Source organism: Tellurirhabdus bombi (genome assembly GCF_021484805.1).
Taxonomy (GTDB): domain Bacteria; phylum Bacteroidota; class Bacteroidia; order Cytophagales; family Spirosomataceae; genus Tellurirhabdus; species Tellurirhabdus bombi.
In genome coordinates, this window is record NZ_CP090557.1 from 1,852,173 (window position 1) to 1,870,995 (window position 18,823).

Genomic DNA, 18,823 nt, shown 5'->3' on the forward strand with positions numbered 1-18,823 from the left:
AGAAGTTAGTTTAAATGAGGAAGGCTGCCCCTCGAGGGGCAGCCTTCCAAAAGGAGTGTATTTGTAGTTAACTCGCTGTTATTTCAATTTCCTCACCATTTTTATGGTAGAACTTAAATTCATTGATGCCAAACGAGCTATCTTTTACCACTGTTACCCATGTTTTGTATTTGAAATACCAGTTCATGCGGCGTGAAGGAAAGCCCTTCGTATAATATGCGTGCAGAAATGGATGCATAGTAATGATCACGCCCCGTTCATTCTGCTTGGTCAAAATATACTCTAAGTTATTTTCAATAACATCGGTAATCAGAATGCTGGCCTGAATGGTGCCGGTGCCGCCACAGGATGGGCAGACTTCGCGGGTTACAACATTCATTTCAGGACGTACGCGTTGCCGCGTAATCTGCATGAGGCCAAACTTGGTCAGTGGTAAAATCGTGAATTTCGAGCGATCTGTGGTCATTTCTTCCCGCATCACGTCAAAAATCATCTTTTTATTTTCGGGCTTTTTCATGTCAATGAAGTCAATGACAATGATACCGCCCATATCGCGCAGCCGAAGCTGGCGGGCAATTTCTTTGGCCGCCTCCTTGTTAACACTGACGGCCGTAGCCTCCTGGTCTTCTTCGGAGTTCGACTTGTTTCCGCTATTGACGTCAATGACGTGCAACGCCTCGGTGTGTTCAATAATCAGATAGCCTCCGCCTGGCAGACTGACCGAACGGCCAAACAGCGACTTGATCTGTTTTTCCAATCCCAAATGCTCGAATACTTTCGTTTTGCCATTATGCAGCTTAACGATCTTTTCTTTATCCGGAGCAATTTCCTGGATGTACGTTCTAATTTCATCGAACATCTCGCGGGTATCAACGACAATGCTGTCGAACGACTCGTTCAGCATGTCACGCAGGATGGACGAAGCCCGGTTCATCTCACCAATCACACGGTCGCGGGGTTTTGCGTCGCGTAGTGTTGCAATTCCTTTTTCCCACTTTTCGAGGGAGTTGGTCAAATCGCGGTCAAGCTCTTCAACACTTTTGCCCTGGGCCACAGTACGGACAATAACGCCAAAATTTTGCGGTTTAATGGACGACATTAAACGCAAAAGGCGAGTCCGTTCGGTTTTATCTGTAATTTTTTTGGAGATATTGACCGAACTGGCAAAGGGCACTAGTACCAGATACCGACCCGCAATCGAAATGTCGCACGACAGTCGTGGTCCTTTGGTCGAGATGGGTTCTTTTACTACTTGCACCAAAATCGGTGCATTTTTAGCTAATACCTTGTCAATTTTCCCGTGTTTTTCAATTTCGGGTTCCAGCTTGAAACTATTAAGCCGGCCGGTATTAGCCCGTTTAGCGATAACATCTTTGGTGAATTTGTTCAGCGAATTAATATTCGGGCCGAGGTCGAGGTAATGCAGAAAAGCATCCTTTTCATACCCAATGTCTACAAAAGCAGCATTGAGTCCCGTCACTAATTTCTTTACAGTTCCTAAGTAAATATCGCCAACGGTGAAGCTGCTGTCAGACTCTTCAACGTGATACTCCAGCAGTCTTTTGTCCTGCAAAAGTGCTATCCGATCACCTTTCTGAGTCGAACTAATCACTAATTCGTTACTCACAAGATGAATATGCGGTTAAAATGCCGGTAAATTACTTATCGAAATAGTGCCAGAATAACCATAGAATAAAAAAGCCGACCTATCGCGGCGGTGAAAAACAGCACTCCTACTCTGAGCTAGCTGGCAAAGTAACATTTGGCTATCAAATGTTACTCTTTCACCCGATTGGTCGGCTTCTATCGGTTATTTCCGTCCCACAAGGACGATCCGACAATTATTTCTTCTTGTGGCGATTTTTTCTCAGGCGTTTTTTCCGCTTGTGTGTAGCAATCTTGTGGCGTTTTCTTTTCTTTCCGCAAGGCATAGTTGTAAATGTGTTTTTAATTAATAATTGATAGAGCACGAATGCGAACATTCGTGTAACCCAGTACGGCAAAAGCGGGCGTAAACGTCCGCGTTACAGTTCTTTTTCGAGTTCGCGGATGGCTTGCTGGATGGCAGGATCTTTTTCTGTTTGTTTCACCTGTGCCAGCAGTTGCCGCGCCTCGTCTTTTTTACCCAGCTCGCTCAGGCTGATAGCCAGATAAAACTGTGCTTTTGAATTGTCAGGATGCGTAGTCAGAATGGCCCGGAAGCGTTCCGCCGCCTTACTCCATTGACTCGATCTCATCGACAGAAGCCCCATGTTAAACAGAGCCAATTCGTTGGTTGGATCCTGTTCCAAAACTTCCCGCAACAGCATAATGCCCTGCATGGGCGTTTCAGTCGTCACATAGGTCATTGCCATGTTAGCCTTAGCGGTCAGCAGAGCGGGATTTTTATCAAGTGCTTTCTGATAAACTTCCCGGGTTTTCTGGCCTAGCGCCGATGCTTTTTTTGCATCGGCAGCAAACCCGTAGGCTTCGTAATAATGGTCACCTGCTTTCAATAAGTTCGCTTCGGTGGGAGCCAGGGTTGCCAGTTCTTCGGCAATTCGGGCGGCACTATCGAAGCGGCTAATCTTCCGGTAGGCTTCAATTAATTCGGCACCTGCTGGTGCTTTCTGATTAACGGTGGCAGTTGCAAAATTCTTTTTGAAGCGTTCCAACTCTTTCTGTTGGGCCGCATTCAGCGGTTGCTGGTGCATGGACGCACTATCGGGCAAGCTGGCCGCAGAGTCTGGCATAGCCGCTTGCGTGGTTGTCCGGTCGCTTACCAACTTCCGATCCTGGCTGCTCACCACTACCTTAGGTAGACTATACAGTCCAACCGTTAGCAGCGAGGCAACACCAATAACCAAAAGAATGGATTTGTTCATACTCCTTTTGATTTTTGACTCTGACTTTTGGCACCGGCTGTTAACCAATTAATACCAAGAGCCAAAGTCAAAACTCATTTTAAGCCGAGACTTGCTCGTCGCGTTTTACCGCTGTTTTTACCTGCTCAACAAATACTTTGGCGGGCTTGAAGCTTGGAATGTAATGCTCGTTGATGACCATCGCCGTGTTTTTGGAGATGTTACGTGCCACTTTCCGTGCGCGTTTTTTGTTAATGAAACTACCGAAACCTCTCACGTAGATGTTCTCGTCCTTCGCCAGATTATTTTTAATCACGGTGAAGAACGTTTCGATAGTGTGCTGAACATCTGCCTTGTCGATCCCTGTCTTCTCGGCAATTTCTGCGATTACGTCTGCTTTCGTCACGTTCTTACTAAACTTTAAGGTTCAATTAGTTGTTGGAATTTTAAATTCCTCTAAAAATTGGGAGTACAAAGGTAGAGCATTATCCCTAGAGATGAAACACTAATTTTGGTTTTTTCTTCTCAACTACACCACATTACGAATTATTTTGGACTGGCAATCAGACCTTGACGCAGCTGCAACGACTTTCGCCGACCTTTTAGCGGGCTGGTATGAACACCATAAACGAGACCTTCCCTGGCGCCATACGCGCGATCCTTATTCCATCTGGTTATCCGAAATTATTCTGCAACAAACCCGCGTAGCACAGGGCTTGCCTTACTACGAACGGTTCGTTAAAGCCTACCCGACCGTGCAGGATATGGCCGCCGCCGAAGAGCAGGAACTGCTGCGGCTCTGGCAAGGCCTCGGCTACTATTCCCGCGCCCGGAATCTGCACCAGACGGCCCGGCAGATTGTGGCTACGCGAGGAGGAGCGTTTCCCGATAACTACCACGATTTGTTGGCGTTACGTGGAATCGGGACGTATACCGCTGCGGCGATTGCTTCCTTTGCTTTTGGGGAGCGAGTGGCCGTTGTTGATGGCAATGTTTACCGGGTATTAGCCCGAATTTTTGGTATTGAAGAAGACATTACGACGACCAATGCTAAAAAAACCTTCTCGGCACTGGCCAATCGTCTGATTCAACAGGCGGCAGATCCGGCAACGCATAACCAGGCCATGATGGAGTTTGGTGCCATCCAGTGCACGCCTGTCGCGCCGAATTGTTTGTTCTGTCCATTTCAGCAAAATTGTCGGGCCTTTTTGACTGGCCGCCAGCATTTGTTGCCCGTAAAAAGCAAGAAACAGCCCGTTCGGGAACGCTATTTCAATTACATCGTTATTCAGCAGATTGATGCGGCGGGCAAGTTGCGGATCGCGATGAAGCAACGCCTTGAAAAAGATGTCTGGCAAAATCTGTATGATTTTGCGCTGATTGAAACGGATGAGCCTGTCGATGCTTTCCGTTACTTAGCGGATGACGAGACGTCAAAGGAAGTGCTGAGACACGGCTTCTTCAGTGGCGTTGCAGAAGAGCGTACCCAACTTTTATCGCATCAGCGCATCCGGGCAAAGTTCTGGCGGGTGACACTTCGACCGGATAGTAAGATGTCGTTAATAGGAGGGTTAAAATTCTACGAACTCGCTGAAATTGAGCAGTTACCGAAGCCAATATTAATTGCTGACTATTTGAAATAGTCGCGTTTTTTGCTTAATTTTACTTACTTAAGTACCTTAACAATTCACCATTTAACAGTAGTCAGCAATGGCAGGAAGTGTGAACAAAGTGATCCTCGTCGGCAACTTAGGCGGAGACCCAGAAGTACGGTATCTAGACGGCGGCTCTGTAGTAGCCCGGTTCAATATTGCAACGAATGAATCGTACCGTAATCGCAGTGGTGAACTGGTTGAACAAACCGAATGGCATCGTATTGAGTTATGGGAGAATCTGGCAAAGATTGCCGAACAATATTTGAAAAAAGGCAGTCAGGTGTATGTGGAAGGTCGTCTTCGTTCAGAAACCTGGCAGGATAAAGAAGGCGTTCAGCGGACAGGAGTTCGGATTCGCGCAACGGGTATGACGTTGCTGGGAGGTCGTCCGGGTGAAGGCGGTGGTGAGGCTTCGGAAGCGCCACAGGCACAAGCAGTGGCTCGCCCGGCTGCGGCCGCGCAACCAGCTCCGCAGCCAGAAGCTCAACGTCCGGCTCAACAGCCAGTACGCCGCGAACCAGACCCGGTTCCGTCGTTTGACAATGCCGGTGGGGACGACGATCTACCGTTCTAAACCCTCCCCGGTGTAGTGTTTACCAACACGCAATTACATGGATAGTGACCCGCTTTTACATAAGGTGCTCCTGGCTGATGTCTGGAGCACCTATTTTGGTTTTTACGGCCCTTATGCCGCAGTGCTGCTCGTTTTATTAATTCTGGCGGCCGTTATTTCTGCTGCCGAAGCCGCATTCTTCACCCTTTCACCCGACGACCGGGCCCTGTGCCGGGTTAGCGAAGGCAAGCCGGAAAGCCGGATCATTCAACTTCTTGATCGACCCCGTCGTTTGTTAGCCTCCCTGTTGATTTTCAATAATTTGCTCAATCTGGCAATTGTTGTTATCGTCACTTATCTCGTTTGGGAGCTCTATCAATTTAAAACTATTTCGGGACTAATGCTGGCCGGTGTTACTACTGCCGTTACCCTCATTATTGTCTTGTTTGGCGAGATTATCCCCAAAGTATACGCCAGCCAGAATAACCTCGCCGTAGCCAAATGGACCGCCCCACTTGTTGCCGTTGCCTTGGTTTTGTTCCGACCCTTTTCGGCAATGCTCGTGAGTTTGAGTAACGTTGTTGATAAGCGCATTCAACGCCGGGGCTACAAAGTATCGCTCGAAGAACTCAGCCAGGCAGTTGAACTGACTAGCAGCGAATCGACGCACGAAGAGCGGGAGCTAATCAAAGGGATTGTTAATTTTGGAAACCTGACGGCTCGGCAGGTGATGCGTTCAAGGGGAGACATTTCAGCCGTTTGCGATGACCTTACCTTCGACGAATTGCTGGAACAAATCAATCAGTCGGGGTATTCTCGGATACCGGTTTACAAAGAATCAGTAGATCAAATTGATGGAATTCTTTACATAAAAGATCTTTTGCCGCACATCGACAAGGATGATTCGTTCCATTGGCAAGTTCTGCTCCGGCCCGTGTTTTTTATTCCGGAGACCAAAAAGATTGATGATCTTTTGCAGGATTTTCAGAAGCGGCGGGTGCATTTAGCCATTGTTGTGGATGAATACGGCGGAACGCGTGGTCTGGTTACTATGGAAGATATCATTGAAGAAATCTTTGGCGATATCAACGACGAATTTGACGATGATGAGGCGGTTCCATTCCAGCGCATTGATGAAAAAACCATTGTCATAGAAGGAAAAACGTTGCTGGTAGATCTCTGCCGTGTTCTGCAAGTAGATGCTTCCTTTTTTGACGCTGCTAAAGGCGAAAGTGAATCCCTGGCCGGACTGCTTCTCGAACTATTTACCCGGGTGCCGGAGAATGACGAAGAGATTAGTTACCAGCCATTTGTTTTTAAAATTTTATCCGCAGACGACAAGCGGATTAACCATGTTCAGATAACGCGGCAGGATGTATCTGAAGAAGTCGAAGTAAATTCCGAGGCATGAGATCGGCTTTATTGATGCGGTTTGGCCATTCGGATTAGCCCTAAACCCCATCGCTCCATGAGCCCTGCCTTTCTGCTGGCCGTCAGCATTATTGCCATTATTCTGCTTAGCTCCCGCTATAAGCTGCATACATTTATTGTGCTGTTTGTGCTGTCGCTGCTGGTTGGTTTGTCGGCTGGGCTGTCCGGCGACGTCCTTTTGAAGTCTATACGCGAAGGCTTCGGGCACACGCTGGAAAAAATTGGCCTGCTGGTTGTTTTAGGAACCCTATTAGGTAGCTTGCTAGATCGTAGCAAAGCTACGTTGAGCCTGGCCAATGCCATTCTCCACCGAACTGGCAGAAAGCGGGCACCACTGGCTGTTATCCTGATGGCCTTTTTGGTCGGCCTACCCATCTTTTGCGATTCAGGTTTTATAGTGCTAAGTGGCCTAGTGCTGACGCTGGCGTATCAACTGATCCACCAAGGTTCTTCTTCAGGGAATATACATTTACGGCTGGTTCTTTGTCTGGCTGGAGGCTTGTATTCAGTGCATTGCCTGGTGCCGCCACATCCGGGAATTACAGCGGCAGTGGGTATTTTGAACGTTGATACGGGCCGCATGATTCTGCTCGGAACGGCACTGTCTGTTCCCGGCACCGTGATTGCCTATATCTGGGCAAAATATGCTGGACAGCGCTTCGGTCCTTCGGTGCATTTGGACGCTTTAGCCGAACAACCTGTTTTAGAGGCAGACCACTCACTACCATCCGCCAAGGGCGCCTTAGCTGCTATTTTGGTTCCCATAGGACTCATTGCACTAAAGTCAATCGTCTCACTATCACCGGCTTTTTATCCTGAGGCCGTCCTGGCAGTTTTAGGTTTTATAGGCGATCCGCTGGTTGCGCTTTGTGTTGGAATTTGCATTGCATTGGGTTTATTTCAAAAGTTGAGTAAGCCGTTGGTCAACGAACTGACTGAAGAAGCCATCGTTAAAGCGGGGCCGGTGCTGGTCATTGTTGGCGCAGGGGGAGCCTTTGGCGAAATCATCCGGCAATTAGGTTTAGAACGCGAGTTAGAAACAGTGGCTCAAAATGCTTCGTTGGGACTTCTTGTTCCTTTTCTGCTGGCGGCCCTATTCAAGACGGCGCAAGGCTCCTCGACAGTGGCGGTCATGTCGGCAGCTTCCATCTTACAGCCCCTGTTGCCCAAATTAGGCTTTGCCACGGAGTGGGAACAGTTGTTAGCTCTAGCTGCAATGGGAGCGGGGTCGATGACGGTTTCTCATGCCAATGACGCTTATTTTTGGGTTGTTTCTCGGTTTGGTCGCATCGAAGCGCCGGTCATGTTTCGCTCGTATACGGTTTTAACGTTACTAATGGGCTTAACAACCTTCTTTTTCATTTGCCTGCTGCATGTTTTTACATAGAAATTCCACCGTATTCATTAAATTCAGCGTTTCTACAAAATTGTTCTGAATCAATTTCGCTTTTATTCAACCCGCTTGCTTCGCTTTTTAGCATGAAAAAAATCTTTTCCAACCTTACTTTTTGGGTATTAACTGCGATTACTGCTGGTGCCTTGCTGGGCCATTTTGCTCCCGAAACGGCCGTAAAAATGGAAGTACTTGGGAAAGGGTTCATCTGGGTAGTAAAGCGATTTATTGAGCCCATCATTTTCTTGACCATTACGCTGGGAATTGTTGGGATGAATGACCTCAAGAAAGTAGGTCGGGTTGGTGGGAAAGCACTGCTTTATTTTGAAGTAGTGACAACAATAGCTTTACTAATTGGCGTTGCCGTGGCGAATATCATCCGGCCTGGCGATGGCGTAGTCACCAACGTAGCAAGTGGCGGAGACGTATCGAAATATACAAAAGGGGCAACCGAGTTTAGCTGGTGGGACTTCTTCGCCAGCAACTTAACCATTCAGGTTCTCTTGTTTGCCATCGTTTTTGGGATGTTACTGGGGCGGTATTCGGGTAAAGATAAAGTAATCAATTGGTTGTCAATTGCGTCGAAATGGGTATTCAAAGCCTTGCATTTGGTCATGCTTTTTGCACCCATTGGGGCGTTTGGTGGCATGGCCTATACCATTGGGAAATACGGTTTAAAAACCCTTTGGCCTCTGGCGAAGCTCATGGGGACCGTTTACACAACAATGGCTCTGTTCATTTTTGTAGTGCTTTATCTGATCCTGCGTTCGTATAAAGTAAGCTTGTTAGGCTACCTAAAATACATCCGGGAAGAACTTCTAATTGTGCTGGGTACATCTTCCTCAGAAGCTGGTTTGCCTTCTCTCATGGAAAAACTTGAGCGTATGGGCTGCTCGAAACCGGTTGTTGGGTTGGTCGTTCCGGCGGGGTATTCGTTCAATCTGGACGGGACAACCATCTATTTGTCTATGGCCACTATCTTTCTGGCGCAGGTTTTTAATGTGCACCTGGATTGGAGCCAGATGCTAACCATTATCGGAGTGCTCATGGTCACCTCAAAAGGAGCCGCGGGTGTAACCGGGAGCGGTTTTATCGTGTTAGCGAGTACGTTACAGGCCGTGCAGGTCATTCCGATAGAAGGGTTGGCTTTGTTGCTGGGTGTAGATCGCTTCATGTCGGAGGCGCGTTCTATCACCAACTTTATTGGCAATGGGGTCGCCACCATCTGGTTGGCCAATAACGAACGTGAATTTGACCGTCAGAAAATGGAAAAGGCGTTTGGGAATGTAGACGAAACCGAAAACATCCAAAAAGACAACATCGATTATCTGAGCAAATAACTTTCAGGAACTAACAACCATTCGAACGACGAAGCGGCCAGCGCCCGTATGGATTTCAACCAGGTAACCGCCTGGCGGCAGGGGAGCCGATGGTGTCACTTTCAGCCGGTTATCTTGCGGCACTTCGTGCGTTTGCGTTAGGATATGACGACCTGAAAAATCGCTAATTCGAAGAGTGATGGTGCCCGTGATGCCCCGTAAAAGTAGATTAATCTCCTGACCATTGCCGGGATTTGGGTACAGAATAGGCTTGGGATTTGCTTGTATGGCGCTTCGTTCGCCCAGCGAAAGTGCTTCGGCCAGCCCACTAAACGCTTCGCCTCCCCCCGGGTTGATCTGTTTAATTCGGTAACTGTGCCTCCCGGAATCCGGCTCAATAATGGTATGGCGGTAAAGGTGGGAGTCAGCGCCGTCATTTTCGGAAGTAACCAAAGAAATATCGATAAAAGAGCCATCCGCTAAGGCTTTCTGAACAACAAACTGTCCGCGTCCATTTTCGACCGACGTAAGCCACGACAGTTCAATCTGCTCTCCCGATGACAAAGCCTGCACGTCAATAATGGAAAGCTCCGGCGTTCCGCGTTGGGTGACCGTAAACGGCAGCGAGACAGTGCCGGTCGAAATCGGTTGGAGCGAAGCAAACAGGCGGATCGAATATGTTCCGGTGGCAAGCGTGTCGGGAAGATGAAAACGAATGTGCCGGGCGTCGGTATTGGCTAGTTCAGCCACATAATACCCCTTGCTATTTAGCAACTGAACCACATAAGATTGGTAGCCACTTTCACCAACCCAATCGTGCGGAATCGTAATGTCAGTTCCACGAGCTATCTGCTTCGGCATCAGACCTGTAACTAAGGTTTGCTGTGGCTGATAAGGGCGTGATTGCCGGAAAAAATTATCGTCCATGCTCTCGTTCCAGGCCTGGGCTACCTGCGTCAGACCCTGCACGCCCCCCGGAATATTCTCGAAATGACTATGAATTGGCCGTGGAACCTGAATGAAGTCCAAATTAGGTCCTGGGAAAACGTTATTTCCCGGTGTATTAATAATCTCATTTTGGGCTCCAACAATAGCAGCACTAGGATTAGAGAGGGTATAACTCACCGAATTTCGGGCTACCATCCAGGTGAGATCACGTCCAAAATGCTGCCGTGAATTTTTAATAAGATTCTGAAGATGATGCTTGTACGCCTCTTGTGGAGTTTGAAGTGGCACCGCATCCGACTCGCCCTGGTGCCATAGAACAGACCGAATCCCAAACAGGGAGTGGTAGTAAAGCAGTGAATTTCTAAAATTAGAATAAGGCTGTAAATTTGGCCATTGCTTGCTGATGAAAATATTGGTTGTAGGAATATTATCGGAAGTCTGGCTCCAATTCTGCGCGACGGTTGCGGGAAAGCTCGCGTTAAAAAACGTAACCGGAACGCCAAAGCGGTCGGCCAGGTGATCGCCTAACTGGCCAAAATACCAGGACGTCTCACCCATTGGAAAAGCCAGACCCGTGGCACTCATTTGGGCAAAAGTTGGCTTTGGAAAAGGTTTGCTGGAGGAAACCAACACATTTTCGTCATTCAGGTATTTGTTCAGGGCTGGGAAAGCATTCACCCGGTCGGAAGCACCGACGGACCCGAGCTCAGGCACCCCCATTGCATTGGATTGGCCGGCAACCAGAAAAACCTCGCCGACACCGACGCGCTCCACAGTGGAAAGAGCCGCCAACTGGCCTTCTCGCACCCCCCGTACTTCCATCTTGTACCAACCGCCTTTGATAACCAATCCGCCGCGAAAAGTGCCTTGTTCTGGAAAATGAGGGACTACCTGCCAGTCTGTAGCCGTGCCCATTCCGTTCTGAACAGGCAGAAAACGGGCTTCTATCCGGTCAACAGGCAGAGAAAAATACCCGGCAATGGGTACGGTGGCTTCGTTCTGCTGGTTGCGCTGGATAACCGTCCGAAGAAATGGATAAGCGATGATTATCTGAGCCTGAGCAAGATGACCAGATAGCCAAAAAACCAGGAACAGGAAGGGAAATCGTCGTAAAGCGCAGTAATTGTCGTTCATTAGATTACTGGATGAAAGACAAATTTACAAACGAAAGCGGTAGTTATCAGCGACTAACGTTTTTTCTATTTACGGGCTGGTGCCGCATCAGCGTTTCAATTAATTCGGTAACCTGCGCTACCGGCATGGCTTCGGTTAAGTAAGTATGAGGGCCTTTGGGATCATCCTGCCAGGTGTTGTTACCGCCCTGAAGCTGGATTCGACCACGCCGAAGTCCATAGTAAGGCGCGACGCCGCGAACGGCGACCAATACCGCCGTTTGATCCCAACTCATGCGACCCGCATAATCGCTTTGCGCTTTAGGCAGACACAACGCATAAACATCTTTCACAGGGCCGTTGAGCGAGGAGTCAGCGACCAGTCGCAAGCCAGTTTTAATTTCTTTCCCAATTTCAAAACCGCTGAAAATAATGGGCGTTGGCCAGCGACTAAAAACCTGTTCGGACGCTAAAGAGTCTTTATAGACATTAAATTCGCGGCCTTTAGGAAATTCGCCAGCCATTGCAACCAAATGCTTTACTTTCTGCTTTACCAATTCCTGACCTGACAGTTTTGAAAGCTGGTCTGGTTTTGAGTTAAGCAAATCGGCCAGATTGGTTAGAAAACCAATGGTAACAAGGGTAACGCTTTGATCGGGTTGGCGGGCCAAAACCTGGCGATAGGTATAGACGGCGTCGGGAGCGTTGGCTGTAGATTTAAGCCGATGCGGGTATTTTGCCACGAGCATTTCCGGCCATTTTTGCCAGGCGCCGTCAGTAACGGCCTTGCCTTTGGGGGCTCCTGCGGGTAGGTCAGGGCGGCCAAAGTAGGTATTCAGAACATCAATGGTAGGGACAACCAGATCATTTTTGTTGCAGGAAATAACGGCCAACGGGTGAACTTCCCCCTGGTCGGCTAGGGCGTGAAGCAAGGCCATAGCGCCCACATCGTCATAGTCAGGCCCAATGTCGGTATCAAGAATAAGCGGAATGGGTTTTTTAGAGGCCTTTTGGGCGTGAATCTTGCTTTCAAAGCCAGCACTGAGCAAAAGGCAAGTAAGGATAAGAAAACGTTTCATGCAGACCGACGATCTATTTCTCTAAAAAGCCCTGCCAACCATTATTATACCCACAATCCTCGCCCTTTTATATAATCGCGGTGGAGTGTTTTAATGTCCTGTAAGGAAACATTGAGCCATTTTTTGGTACTTAACGTCTGCAACAGGGGTACTTCAGTTGGCTGAAGGTTACCATCAATCAAGGTGCTAAAAAGAAGTAAACGGGCAATTCCGTCGCGAAATGAAGACGGGCAACTCCACAAATCCCGATCAGAAGGCCGAGTCATGGTTTCCGGTCTGATATTAAAGCGATTACCCAGGGCTTTGACCAGCACTAAATTGGGGTAATTCGTTTGATTCTGGGCCACGGAAGCGGCTTGTAAGGTGGTCGGTATCCAATCCCGAAAGTTGTTCTCGCGCCCGTATTCTTCCATAAGTTCGTTGACGAACTGGCGAATAGTCAACGGGGCTAGAATACGTATTTGGGCGTCATGCATGATGCGGTAGGAGGCCCAGCCATTCCAGCCAGCGAAGCTCAAACCAATCAGCCAAAGCAGGCCATCGGGCAAAGTACTCGCTAAAGCGAATCGGAATAGAACGATAAATACAAGAGCTGTCAGCAGGGCTTTGACTGTGGAAATCCACAAGAAAACCGGAACCGTATGCGGAACAATGGGTGCCGCGCTAAATACCTGTCGTAATGTTCCTTTCTGAACGACCTGCTCGGTCACCGCCGCCATGTTTTTGTTGTATTCTGCGTCGTGATAACGCGGAAACTGACAGATCAGCGAAATGAATTTAATGGCGAGCGTATGCAAAACATGCAGCAGATACACTTCGATGTAGATCAGTAAAAGAGCGTACAGAATGCTGATAAAAGGCCAATCCCAATTGCCGAAGTGAGTCCAGGAAAAGTATTGTGGCCAGAATCGCTGGGGCAAAAAGAAAGCCGTTGACAACAGCACCCCTAGGCCAATCGCTACGAGAAAAGTAGTGAGCCGTCCCCACCGAATCAGGCGCTGCTCTGTTCGGTTAAGTACAAATGGCTCGTCGGATGGATGGTCAGTCTCAAACACGCGAGCGAGGTATCGTAACGACGCACGGTCGAGGCGGCCAGTAGAATCAGGAGAGTCAGACATGAACAAAACAGCTTGCCTTCTTACAACTCGGTAAGGGGGCAAGCTGTTTGCTAATCGATGATAATCAAATTAGATCATTAAGCTATAAACAGCTTTCATCGGCTAAATAAAGACTTTCCAAAGGGCTTTTGAGGCCTGTTAAACCGGGTATTTCCATTCGCCCCGGTAGTCACGACGGAGCAGTTTATTAGCTTCTGGATCGTTTAGTATCTGTTCTTTTTCTCCGTCCCAGGCTACGCTACGGCCTAACTTATACGAAAGCATTCCGAGAAGGCTCACGTTGGTTGAGCGGTGGCCAATCTCAATGTCGCAAATGGGCGTACGCTTGGTGTTGATGGCGTCCAGAAAGTCCGTCCAGAGCGCTGCAATGTTTTGATCATCTGGTTTATCCAGCTTGGCGTCCTGGTGGATGACGGGTTTATTTTTACTAGCCGGATAAAAGGTCCAGCCATCCAGCCAACCCATGTGAAACGTGCCTTCGGTCCCATAAAAATAGACGCCAACTGCCTGATCGGGGTGGGTTTTTTCGGCGGTGTTGCCGGCAAAATTCCGGTGTTCCCATACCGCCGTAAAATCCTCGAATTCAAACGTAGCTACCTGGTGGTCGGGCGCATCGCCATTATCCCGTTTGATGGCTCGCCCGCCGGTGGAGTAGATTTTTTTTGGATATTTTTCTTCACTCCACCATAAAATCTGGTCCATCCAGTGGATTCCCCAATCGCCCAGGGTACCGTTAGCGAAGTTCAGGTAGTTTCGGAAGCCGCGTGGATGAATGGTTTTGTTGTAGGGAACCAGTGGGGCGGGGCCGCAGTAAAAATTCCAGTCGAGTTCTTTCGGCGCTTCTTCATCGGCAACCATCTGGCCGGGGCCGCCGCCGTAGTATACAAACGCCCGCACCATCCCGATTTTGCCCGCTTTGCCAGATTTCAGAAAATCCATTCCCGAAATATTATGCGGCGAGACGCGTCGGTGGGTGCCAACCTGACAAACTTTTCCCGTTTGCCGCGCCGTCCGCACCATCGCGCGTCCTTCGTTGACCGTGTGGCCGATGGGCTTCTCGACGTAGACATGCGCGCCTTGTTCCATCGCCGCAATGGCAATCAGGGGGTGCCAGTGGTCGGGAGTGGCTACGATGACAACCTCGGGTTTCTCCTTCGCCAGCAACTCGCGGTAATCGCGGTATAGTTTGGGGCGGTCGCTGGTTAATTTGCTGATTTCTTCGCTGGCTTTAGTAAGCTGCCGCTGATCAACGTCGCACAGAGCAATTACCTTCGACTGGCCCGCCTGGATGGCGCAGCGCAAAATGTTGGTACCCCACCAGCCCGACCCGATTAAAGCCGTGCGGTAGGTCGATTGCTTGGCATACGTAATCAAGGGTCGTGTGGCGATCGCTGCTCCTGCCAGGGCCGATGTTTTAATAAATTCTGAACGATTCATGGAAAGGTAAAGGGTATTAATGAACAACTTACTTTTTGGCTTGGCTTAGTACCCGTAGCAGGTTGCCGCCCCATATTTTAGCAATGTCTTTTTCGTTGTAGCCTCGCTTTAAAAGCTCGCGGGTTAGGTTTTCAATTTGGGTGACATCTTCCAGCCCATTGACGCCGCCGCCACCATCAAAATCACTTCCGATGCCAACGTGGTCGATTCCAACTAATTTGACGATGTGGTCGATGTGGTTGACAATGTCGGCGAGGGTGGCTCGCTCGTGGGCGTAACGTTGCGCCACCGAGTCGGTTTGGGCTTTTTGGCGGGCTTCCAGCGCGGGAGTAACGGCCTTGCCAACCGTTGCCATGCGGATGGTAGTCAAAGCCTGGCGGTGTTGGTCGGAGGGTTTTCGCAAATAATCGCTTACAAAATTAACCTGAATGACACCTCCCTTGGCGGCCAGTGCTTTAATCATGTCGTCGGTCATATTCCGGGGAAAATCGCAAAGCGCCCGGGCGTTTGAGTGCGAAGCGATCACGGGTGCTTTCGACAGGGCCAGAATGTCGTAAAATGATTTATCAGAAACGTGCGACACATCGATCAGCATCCCGAGCCGGTTCATTTCCCGAACAACGTCTTTACCAAAAGCACTCAATCCATTATGCAGAGGGCCATCGGGGTCGGTTGCTGAGTCGCAAATAACGTTGTTGGCAAAGTGAGACAGGGTAATATACCGACAGCCCAGATCGTAATACTTTTTCAAAAGCGACAAATCTTCGCCAACGGGATAGCCATTTTCCATACCAATAAAAATGGCTCGTTTACCCGCTTTTTGCAGTCGGTAGGCGTCGGCGGGTGTGGTAGCCAGTTCGGCTTGGTCGGGGTGCTTTTTCAGGGCTTTGTGAATGCGGTCAAAAATATCCAGGGCGTCGGCTTTGGCTTTCGCGTGTCCTGCGGCCGTTCGGGGGCCCTGCGCCAGATAAACCGCAAAAAACATCGCGTCCATACCGCCTTCTTTCATCCGCGGAAAGTCAATCTGAGATTCATCCTTAAGCCTGTCATGCCGTACGCCAATGTCAAAATCATCCTTCTGCATGCTGATCGGAGCGTCGGCGTGGGTGTCAAGGGTAAGAATACGTTGGTGAAGCAGATGAGCCGAATCCTGTGAAAATGCCAGTGGAAATAAGAATAAGGAAAAACGGAGTAGTGCGTTCATAAACTTTCTAATTCTCAACCAAGTTATGAAATCACCGCCGTACTTTTGTTGATTGAATAGTGAATAATAAAACCTGTTTGTCATTAAAATGACCGAGTTGCCCATTATTCATTGTAACTTATTCGTTTAAGATTATGGCCGTTGTTCCTTATAAAGAAAAAGATACGAGTAAGCGTGAGCAGGTAGCGGAGATGTTTGATAACATTTCGCCCAAATATGACCTGCTTAATCACGTGCTGAGCGCCGGGATCGATATTTACTGGCGTAAAAAGGCTATTCGGTTGCTAAAGCCGGAGCAGCCGAAAAAAATACTGGATATCGCGACGGGTACTGGCGATTTTGCGATTGAAGCACTGGCGCTTAAGCCCGACAAAGTGATTGGCGTGGATATTTCGGAAGGAATGCTGGCCATTGGTCGCGAAAAAATGAAAAAGCTGGGCCACGATGCGGTAATTGAACTGCGGACCGGCGATTCGGAAAAGTTGTTATTTCCAGACAATGAATTCGATGCGGTGATCGTTTCGTTTGGGGTGCGTAACTTCGAGAATCTGCTTCGCGGACTAACGGATATGTACCGCGTGACGCGGCCGGGCGGGACTTGTGTGGTTTTGGAGTTCTCCAAACCCCGACGTTCTCCGTTCAAGCAGTTGTACGCTTTTTACTCAAATACGGTAATGCCGATGATTGGCCGTTTGATTTCAAAGGATCAATCGGCTTATACGTACCTGCCAGAATCGGTGCAGGCATTTCCCGACGGCCCTGATTTTATACGCATATTTGAGCAGGCAGGATTTACAAAGACAAGATGGATATCTCTAACATTTGGAATTTGTTCTATTTACATCGGCAAAAAAGGCTCCTGATTATCGGACTTTTGCTGATTTTAGTAAGTCAACTCGGCCAGGCTCAGTCAACCATGCGTTATCGGCGTGTCCATCTTGAGGGCTATGACGATAAGGTTATGCATTATGGCTTTTTGTTTGCCGCGCCCATGACCAAATTCAATATTCGCTATAGCGATGCCTACGTAAGCCAGGATTCGTCCTATCAGCTCTTTTCGCCCAGAAAAACTGGTTTTCGGGTAGGCTTTGTTGCGAATGTCAATCTGACGGAGCATTTCGATTTCCGAATGACGCCTTCGGTTTCGCTTTACGGGCGCTCGGTGGAGTATCGTTATCCGAATACAAAGGTAGCCCGTACCGAACTTCGGGAATCGACCTGGGTTGATTTGCCGCTATTGGTCAAATATAAATCGCAGCGCCGCCACAACACGCGAATGTATGTGATTGGGGGTATTTCGTTAGGCATCGAGGCAAACGTGCGGCGAGGCGAAACGACGGGAGCAAGCCGATTATTGACCAAAAATACTGATTTGTCCGTGGAGTATGGAGTAGGATTGGAGCAGTTTTTCGAGTACTTCAAGTTTGCGCCGGAACTTCGCTTTTCGCACGGCTTGGTAAATGTGCTCGAATCGCAGCAAGTAAGTGGGCAAAATTCTGGAATCCGTCGGCTAAATACCCATACGGTTTCGCTTTACTTAAACTTTGAGTAGGGTTGTGTAAGCTAGATTCAAAAAATTGGATTGAACTTTTACAAAGTAAGCTATTGATAGTAAATAAGTTGCTGCTGGTAGATGGGTTTTGATTAGAATTTTTTCAACTTTTTTTTGCCAAACACTTGCGAAAAGGCCTTTTCTCCTGCTATATTTGCATTCCCAAACGACGACAAAAAGACGGAAGGGAAAGAGAAAAAGGGAGTTTAGCTCAGCTGGTTCAGAGCATCTGCCTTACAAGCAGAGGGTCGGCGGTTCGAACCCGTCAACTCCCACTAAAAAAGGAAAGGGCTACAGTATTACTGTAGCCCTTTCCTTTTTTAGTCTAAAAGTCTTAATATTCTAATTCTAGCTTCTTCAGTACTGAAATTGCACCATATAGCCAAGCCGGGAACTGATCATAGCTCGCGTTAGGCCGTACAAGCGTTTGAGTCGCCGTTTAAGTACCTCCCGCTAGGAAAAACCCAATTGCCAGTGCTGTAAGCTGTATTAGAGATGCAGGAAATAGCTTAAAAATTGGTTTTTAATTGAAGTCATCGACGTGGCTCGTGGTACATTGAACAGGGTTGGCAATCGATTAAGGATCCGATCCGTCAGACTTAGGGCAAAAATGGCAATAGTCGCTCCAAGGCTTAATCCTGCCATTACGCAGATAATCACGCATATCCACTGGGGTGTCCAGGTAGGCCACCAATCCAAGCGAAGCAAATAATAGGTTATAAAAGACCAGGCGGTCAGAAAAAGAATAACAATGAGGTTGTTCTTCATAAAGGTAACTTATAGAGTAATAATTTTTCCAGAGAAATCGAGCTTCGTATCCCAGTTTTAAGGAATTAAGGCCTTGGAAATCTGCGACATTAGGTTTCTGGGGACTCAGCCCACACCTTTGCACATGGCTGACAGAGTCTGGCCCCTTCAGTTGGAGGTATCCAAAAAAACCTGTTAAAAGTAGTTGGCTTTATAAGCCTAATTAGTTTAAGGGCATTCTCATTGTAAAAAGTCGGCGAGGGCTGGCCCGTATACCACTGATCACTATTGTCCTGAAAAAAGTAAGGAAACTGCTTGATTCTATAGATGCCTGGCTTCGGCACGCCTGTGATACATAAAATAAGATCAGACTGGTTATTTTGATGAACTTTTTGGCTGCAGCAGGGACAATAAGTACCCTGTATTCTATTG

16 protein-coding genes and 1 tRNA gene are annotated in these 18,823 nt (G+C 48.3%); 8 read left to right on the forward strand and 9 right to left on the reverse strand.

The annotated features are described in order from the left end of the window. Positions 1-67: 67 nt before the first annotated feature. The 3 genes from L0Y31_RS07940 to L0Y31_RS07950 all read right to left on the reverse strand — a co-directional run bounded on the left by L0Y31_RS07940 (position 68) and on the right by L0Y31_RS07950 (position 3,249). Positions 68-1,627, reverse strand: a complete 1,560-nt coding sequence (locus tag L0Y31_RS07940) for an Rne/Rng family ribonuclease (RefSeq protein WP_234736584.1) — start codon at positions 1,625-1,627, stop codon at positions 68-70. Between the two features lie 397 nt (positions 1,628-2,024). Next, positions 2,025-2,864, reverse strand: a complete 840-nt coding sequence (locus tag L0Y31_RS07945; protein WP_234736585.1) for a tetratricopeptide repeat protein — start codon at positions 2,862-2,864, stop codon at positions 2,025-2,027. Between the two features lie 79 nt (positions 2,865-2,943). Continuing rightward, a complete protein-coding gene (locus L0Y31_RS07950; RefSeq protein ID WP_234736586.1) occupies positions 2,944-3,249 on the reverse strand; it encodes an HU family DNA-binding protein in 306 nt (101 codons plus the stop codon). A gap of 145 nt (positions 3,250-3,394) precedes the next feature. On the opposite strand from L0Y31_RS07950, the gene mutY reads away from it, so the two are divergent. From mutY to dctA, 5 genes are all read left to right on the forward strand, one after another. Then, positions 3,395-4,486 carry an A/G-specific adenine glycosylase gene (gene mutY / locus L0Y31_RS07955; RefSeq protein ID WP_234736587.1) on the forward strand — a complete coding sequence of 364 codons (1,092 nt, stop codon included), beginning with the start codon at positions 3,395-3,397 and terminating at the stop codon, positions 4,484-4,486. A 67-nt stretch (positions 4,487-4,553) separates the two neighbouring features. Further along, positions 4,554-5,072: a single-stranded DNA-binding protein gene (locus L0Y31_RS07960; RefSeq protein WP_234736588.1), complete on the forward strand. Its 519-nt coding sequence runs from the start codon at positions 4,554-4,556 to the stop codon at positions 5,070-5,072. Between the two features lie 37 nt (positions 5,073-5,109). Beyond that, positions 5,110-6,462: a gliding motility-associated protein GldE gene (gldE, locus tag L0Y31_RS07965; RefSeq protein ID WP_234736589.1), complete on the forward strand. Its 1,353-nt coding sequence runs from the start codon at positions 5,110-5,112 to the stop codon at positions 6,460-6,462. A 57-nt stretch (positions 6,463-6,519) separates the two neighbouring features. Continuing rightward, complete coding sequence (locus tag L0Y31_RS07970) at positions 6,520-7,869, forward strand: GntP family permease (protein WP_234736590.1); 1,350 nt, start codon at positions 6,520-6,522, stop codon at positions 7,867-7,869. A 92-nt stretch (positions 7,870-7,961) separates the two neighbouring features. Further along, positions 7,962-9,215 (forward strand): C4-dicarboxylate transporter DctA, encoded by a 1,254-nt coding sequence (gene dctA, locus L0Y31_RS07975; RefSeq protein ID WP_234736591.1) that lies wholly within the window; start codon positions 7,962-7,964, stop codon positions 9,213-9,215. A 3-nt stretch (positions 9,216-9,218) separates the two neighbouring features. Here dctA and L0Y31_RS07980 read toward each other — a convergent pair whose 3' ends face one another. From L0Y31_RS07980 to L0Y31_RS08000, 5 genes are all read right to left on the reverse strand, one after another. Next, complete coding sequence (locus L0Y31_RS07980; protein ID WP_234736592.1) at positions 9,219-11,276, reverse strand: T9SS type A sorting domain-containing protein; 2,058 nt, start codon at positions 11,274-11,276, stop codon at positions 9,219-9,221. A 46-nt stretch (positions 11,277-11,322) separates the two neighbouring features. After that, positions 11,323-12,333: a nucleoside hydrolase gene (locus L0Y31_RS07985; RefSeq protein ID WP_234736593.1), complete on the reverse strand. Its 1,011-nt coding sequence runs from the start codon at positions 12,331-12,333 to the stop codon at positions 11,323-11,325. 44 nt (positions 12,334-12,377) lie between these two features. Continuing rightward, positions 12,378-13,451, reverse strand: coding sequence for an LBF_2804 family protein (locus L0Y31_RS07990; protein ID WP_234736594.1), 1,074 nt, complete (start codon positions 13,449-13,451; stop codon positions 12,378-12,380). Between the two features lie 138 nt (positions 13,452-13,589). Next, the gene (locus L0Y31_RS07995; RefSeq protein ID WP_234736595.1) at positions 13,590-14,888 is read right to left on the reverse strand and encodes a Gfo/Idh/MocA family protein; all 1,299 of its coding nucleotides are present in this window, start codon (positions 14,886-14,888) and stop codon (positions 13,590-13,592) included. 28 nt (positions 14,889-14,916) lie between these two features. After that, complete coding sequence (locus tag L0Y31_RS08000) at positions 14,917-16,092, reverse strand: dipeptidase (RefSeq protein WP_234736596.1); 1,176 nt, start codon at positions 16,090-16,092, stop codon at positions 14,917-14,919. A 134-nt stretch (positions 16,093-16,226) separates the two neighbouring features. Here L0Y31_RS08000 and ubiE point away from each other — a divergent pair, with 134 nt between their 5' ends. The 3 genes from ubiE (at position 16,227) to L0Y31_RS08015 (ending at position 17,919) form a co-directional block, all read left to right on the forward strand. Continuing rightward, a complete protein-coding gene (gene ubiE, locus L0Y31_RS08005; RefSeq protein WP_234736597.1) occupies positions 16,227-16,955 on the forward strand; it encodes a bifunctional demethylmenaquinone methyltransferase/2-methoxy-6-polyprenyl-1,4-benzoquinol methylase UbiE in 729 nt (242 codons plus the stop codon). Beyond that, entirely contained in the window at positions 16,898-17,644 is a 747-nt protein-coding gene (gene porT, locus L0Y31_RS08010; protein WP_255772983.1) for a type IX secretion/gliding motility protein PorT/SprT, read from the forward strand. Before ubiE ends, porT begins: the two co-directional genes overlap by 58 nt. Positions 17,645-17,844: 200 nt before the next feature. Beyond that, positions 17,845-17,919: transfer RNA gene (locus L0Y31_RS08015), tRNA-Val, on the forward strand. A gap of 214 nt (positions 17,920-18,133) precedes the next feature. On the opposite strand, the gene L0Y31_RS08020 is transcribed toward L0Y31_RS08015, so the two are convergent. Continuing rightward, positions 18,134-18,412: a hypothetical protein gene (locus tag L0Y31_RS08020; RefSeq protein WP_234736599.1), complete on the reverse strand. Its 279-nt coding sequence runs from the start codon at positions 18,410-18,412 to the stop codon at positions 18,134-18,136. Between the last annotated feature and the right edge of the window lie 411 nt (positions 18,413-18,823).

Coding starts and splice junctions, on each gene's coding strand:
- L0Y31_RS07990 (WP_234736594.1), bottom strand. CDS start 13,451: ATGTCTGACTCTCCTGATTCTACTGGCCGCCTCGACCGTGCGTCGTTA.
- dctA (WP_234736591.1), top strand. CDS start 7,962: ATGAAAAAAATCTTTTCCAACCTTACTTTTTGGGTATTAACTGCGATT.
- L0Y31_RS08000 (WP_234736596.1), bottom strand. CDS start 16,092: ATGAACGCACTACTCCGTTTTTCCTTATTCTTATTTCCACTGGCATTT.
- gldE (WP_234736589.1), top strand. CDS start 5,110: ATGGATAGTGACCCGCTTTTACATAAGGTGCTCCTGGCTGATGTCTGG.
- L0Y31_RS07985 (WP_234736593.1), bottom strand. CDS start 12,333: ATGAAACGTTTTCTTATCCTTACTTGCCTTTTGCTCAGTGCTGGCTTT.
- ubiE (WP_234736597.1), top strand. CDS start 16,227: ATGGCCGTTGTTCCTTATAAAGAAAAAGATACGAGTAAGCGTGAGCAG.
- L0Y31_RS07980 (WP_234736592.1), bottom strand. CDS start 11,276: ATGAACGACAATTACTGCGCTTTACGACGATTTCCCTTCCTGTTCCTG.
- L0Y31_RS07970 (WP_234736590.1), top strand. CDS start 6,520: ATGAGCCCTGCCTTTCTGCTGGCCGTCAGCATTATTGCCATTATTCTG.
- L0Y31_RS07995 (WP_234736595.1), bottom strand. CDS start 14,888: ATGAATCGTTCAGAATTTATTAAAACATCGGCCCTGGCAGGAGCAGCG.
- L0Y31_RS07945 (WP_234736585.1), bottom strand. CDS start 2,864: ATGAACAAATCCATTCTTTTGGTTATTGGTGTTGCCTCGCTGCTAACG.
- L0Y31_RS07960 (WP_234736588.1), top strand. CDS start 4,554: ATGGCAGGAAGTGTGAACAAAGTGATCCTCGTCGGCAACTTAGGCGGA.
- porT (WP_255772983.1), top strand. CDS start 16,898: ATGGATATCTCTAACATTTGGAATTTGTTCTATTTACATCGGCAAAAA.
- L0Y31_RS08020 (WP_234736599.1), bottom strand. CDS start 18,412: ATGAAGAACAACCTCATTGTTATTCTTTTTCTGACCGCCTGGTCTTTT.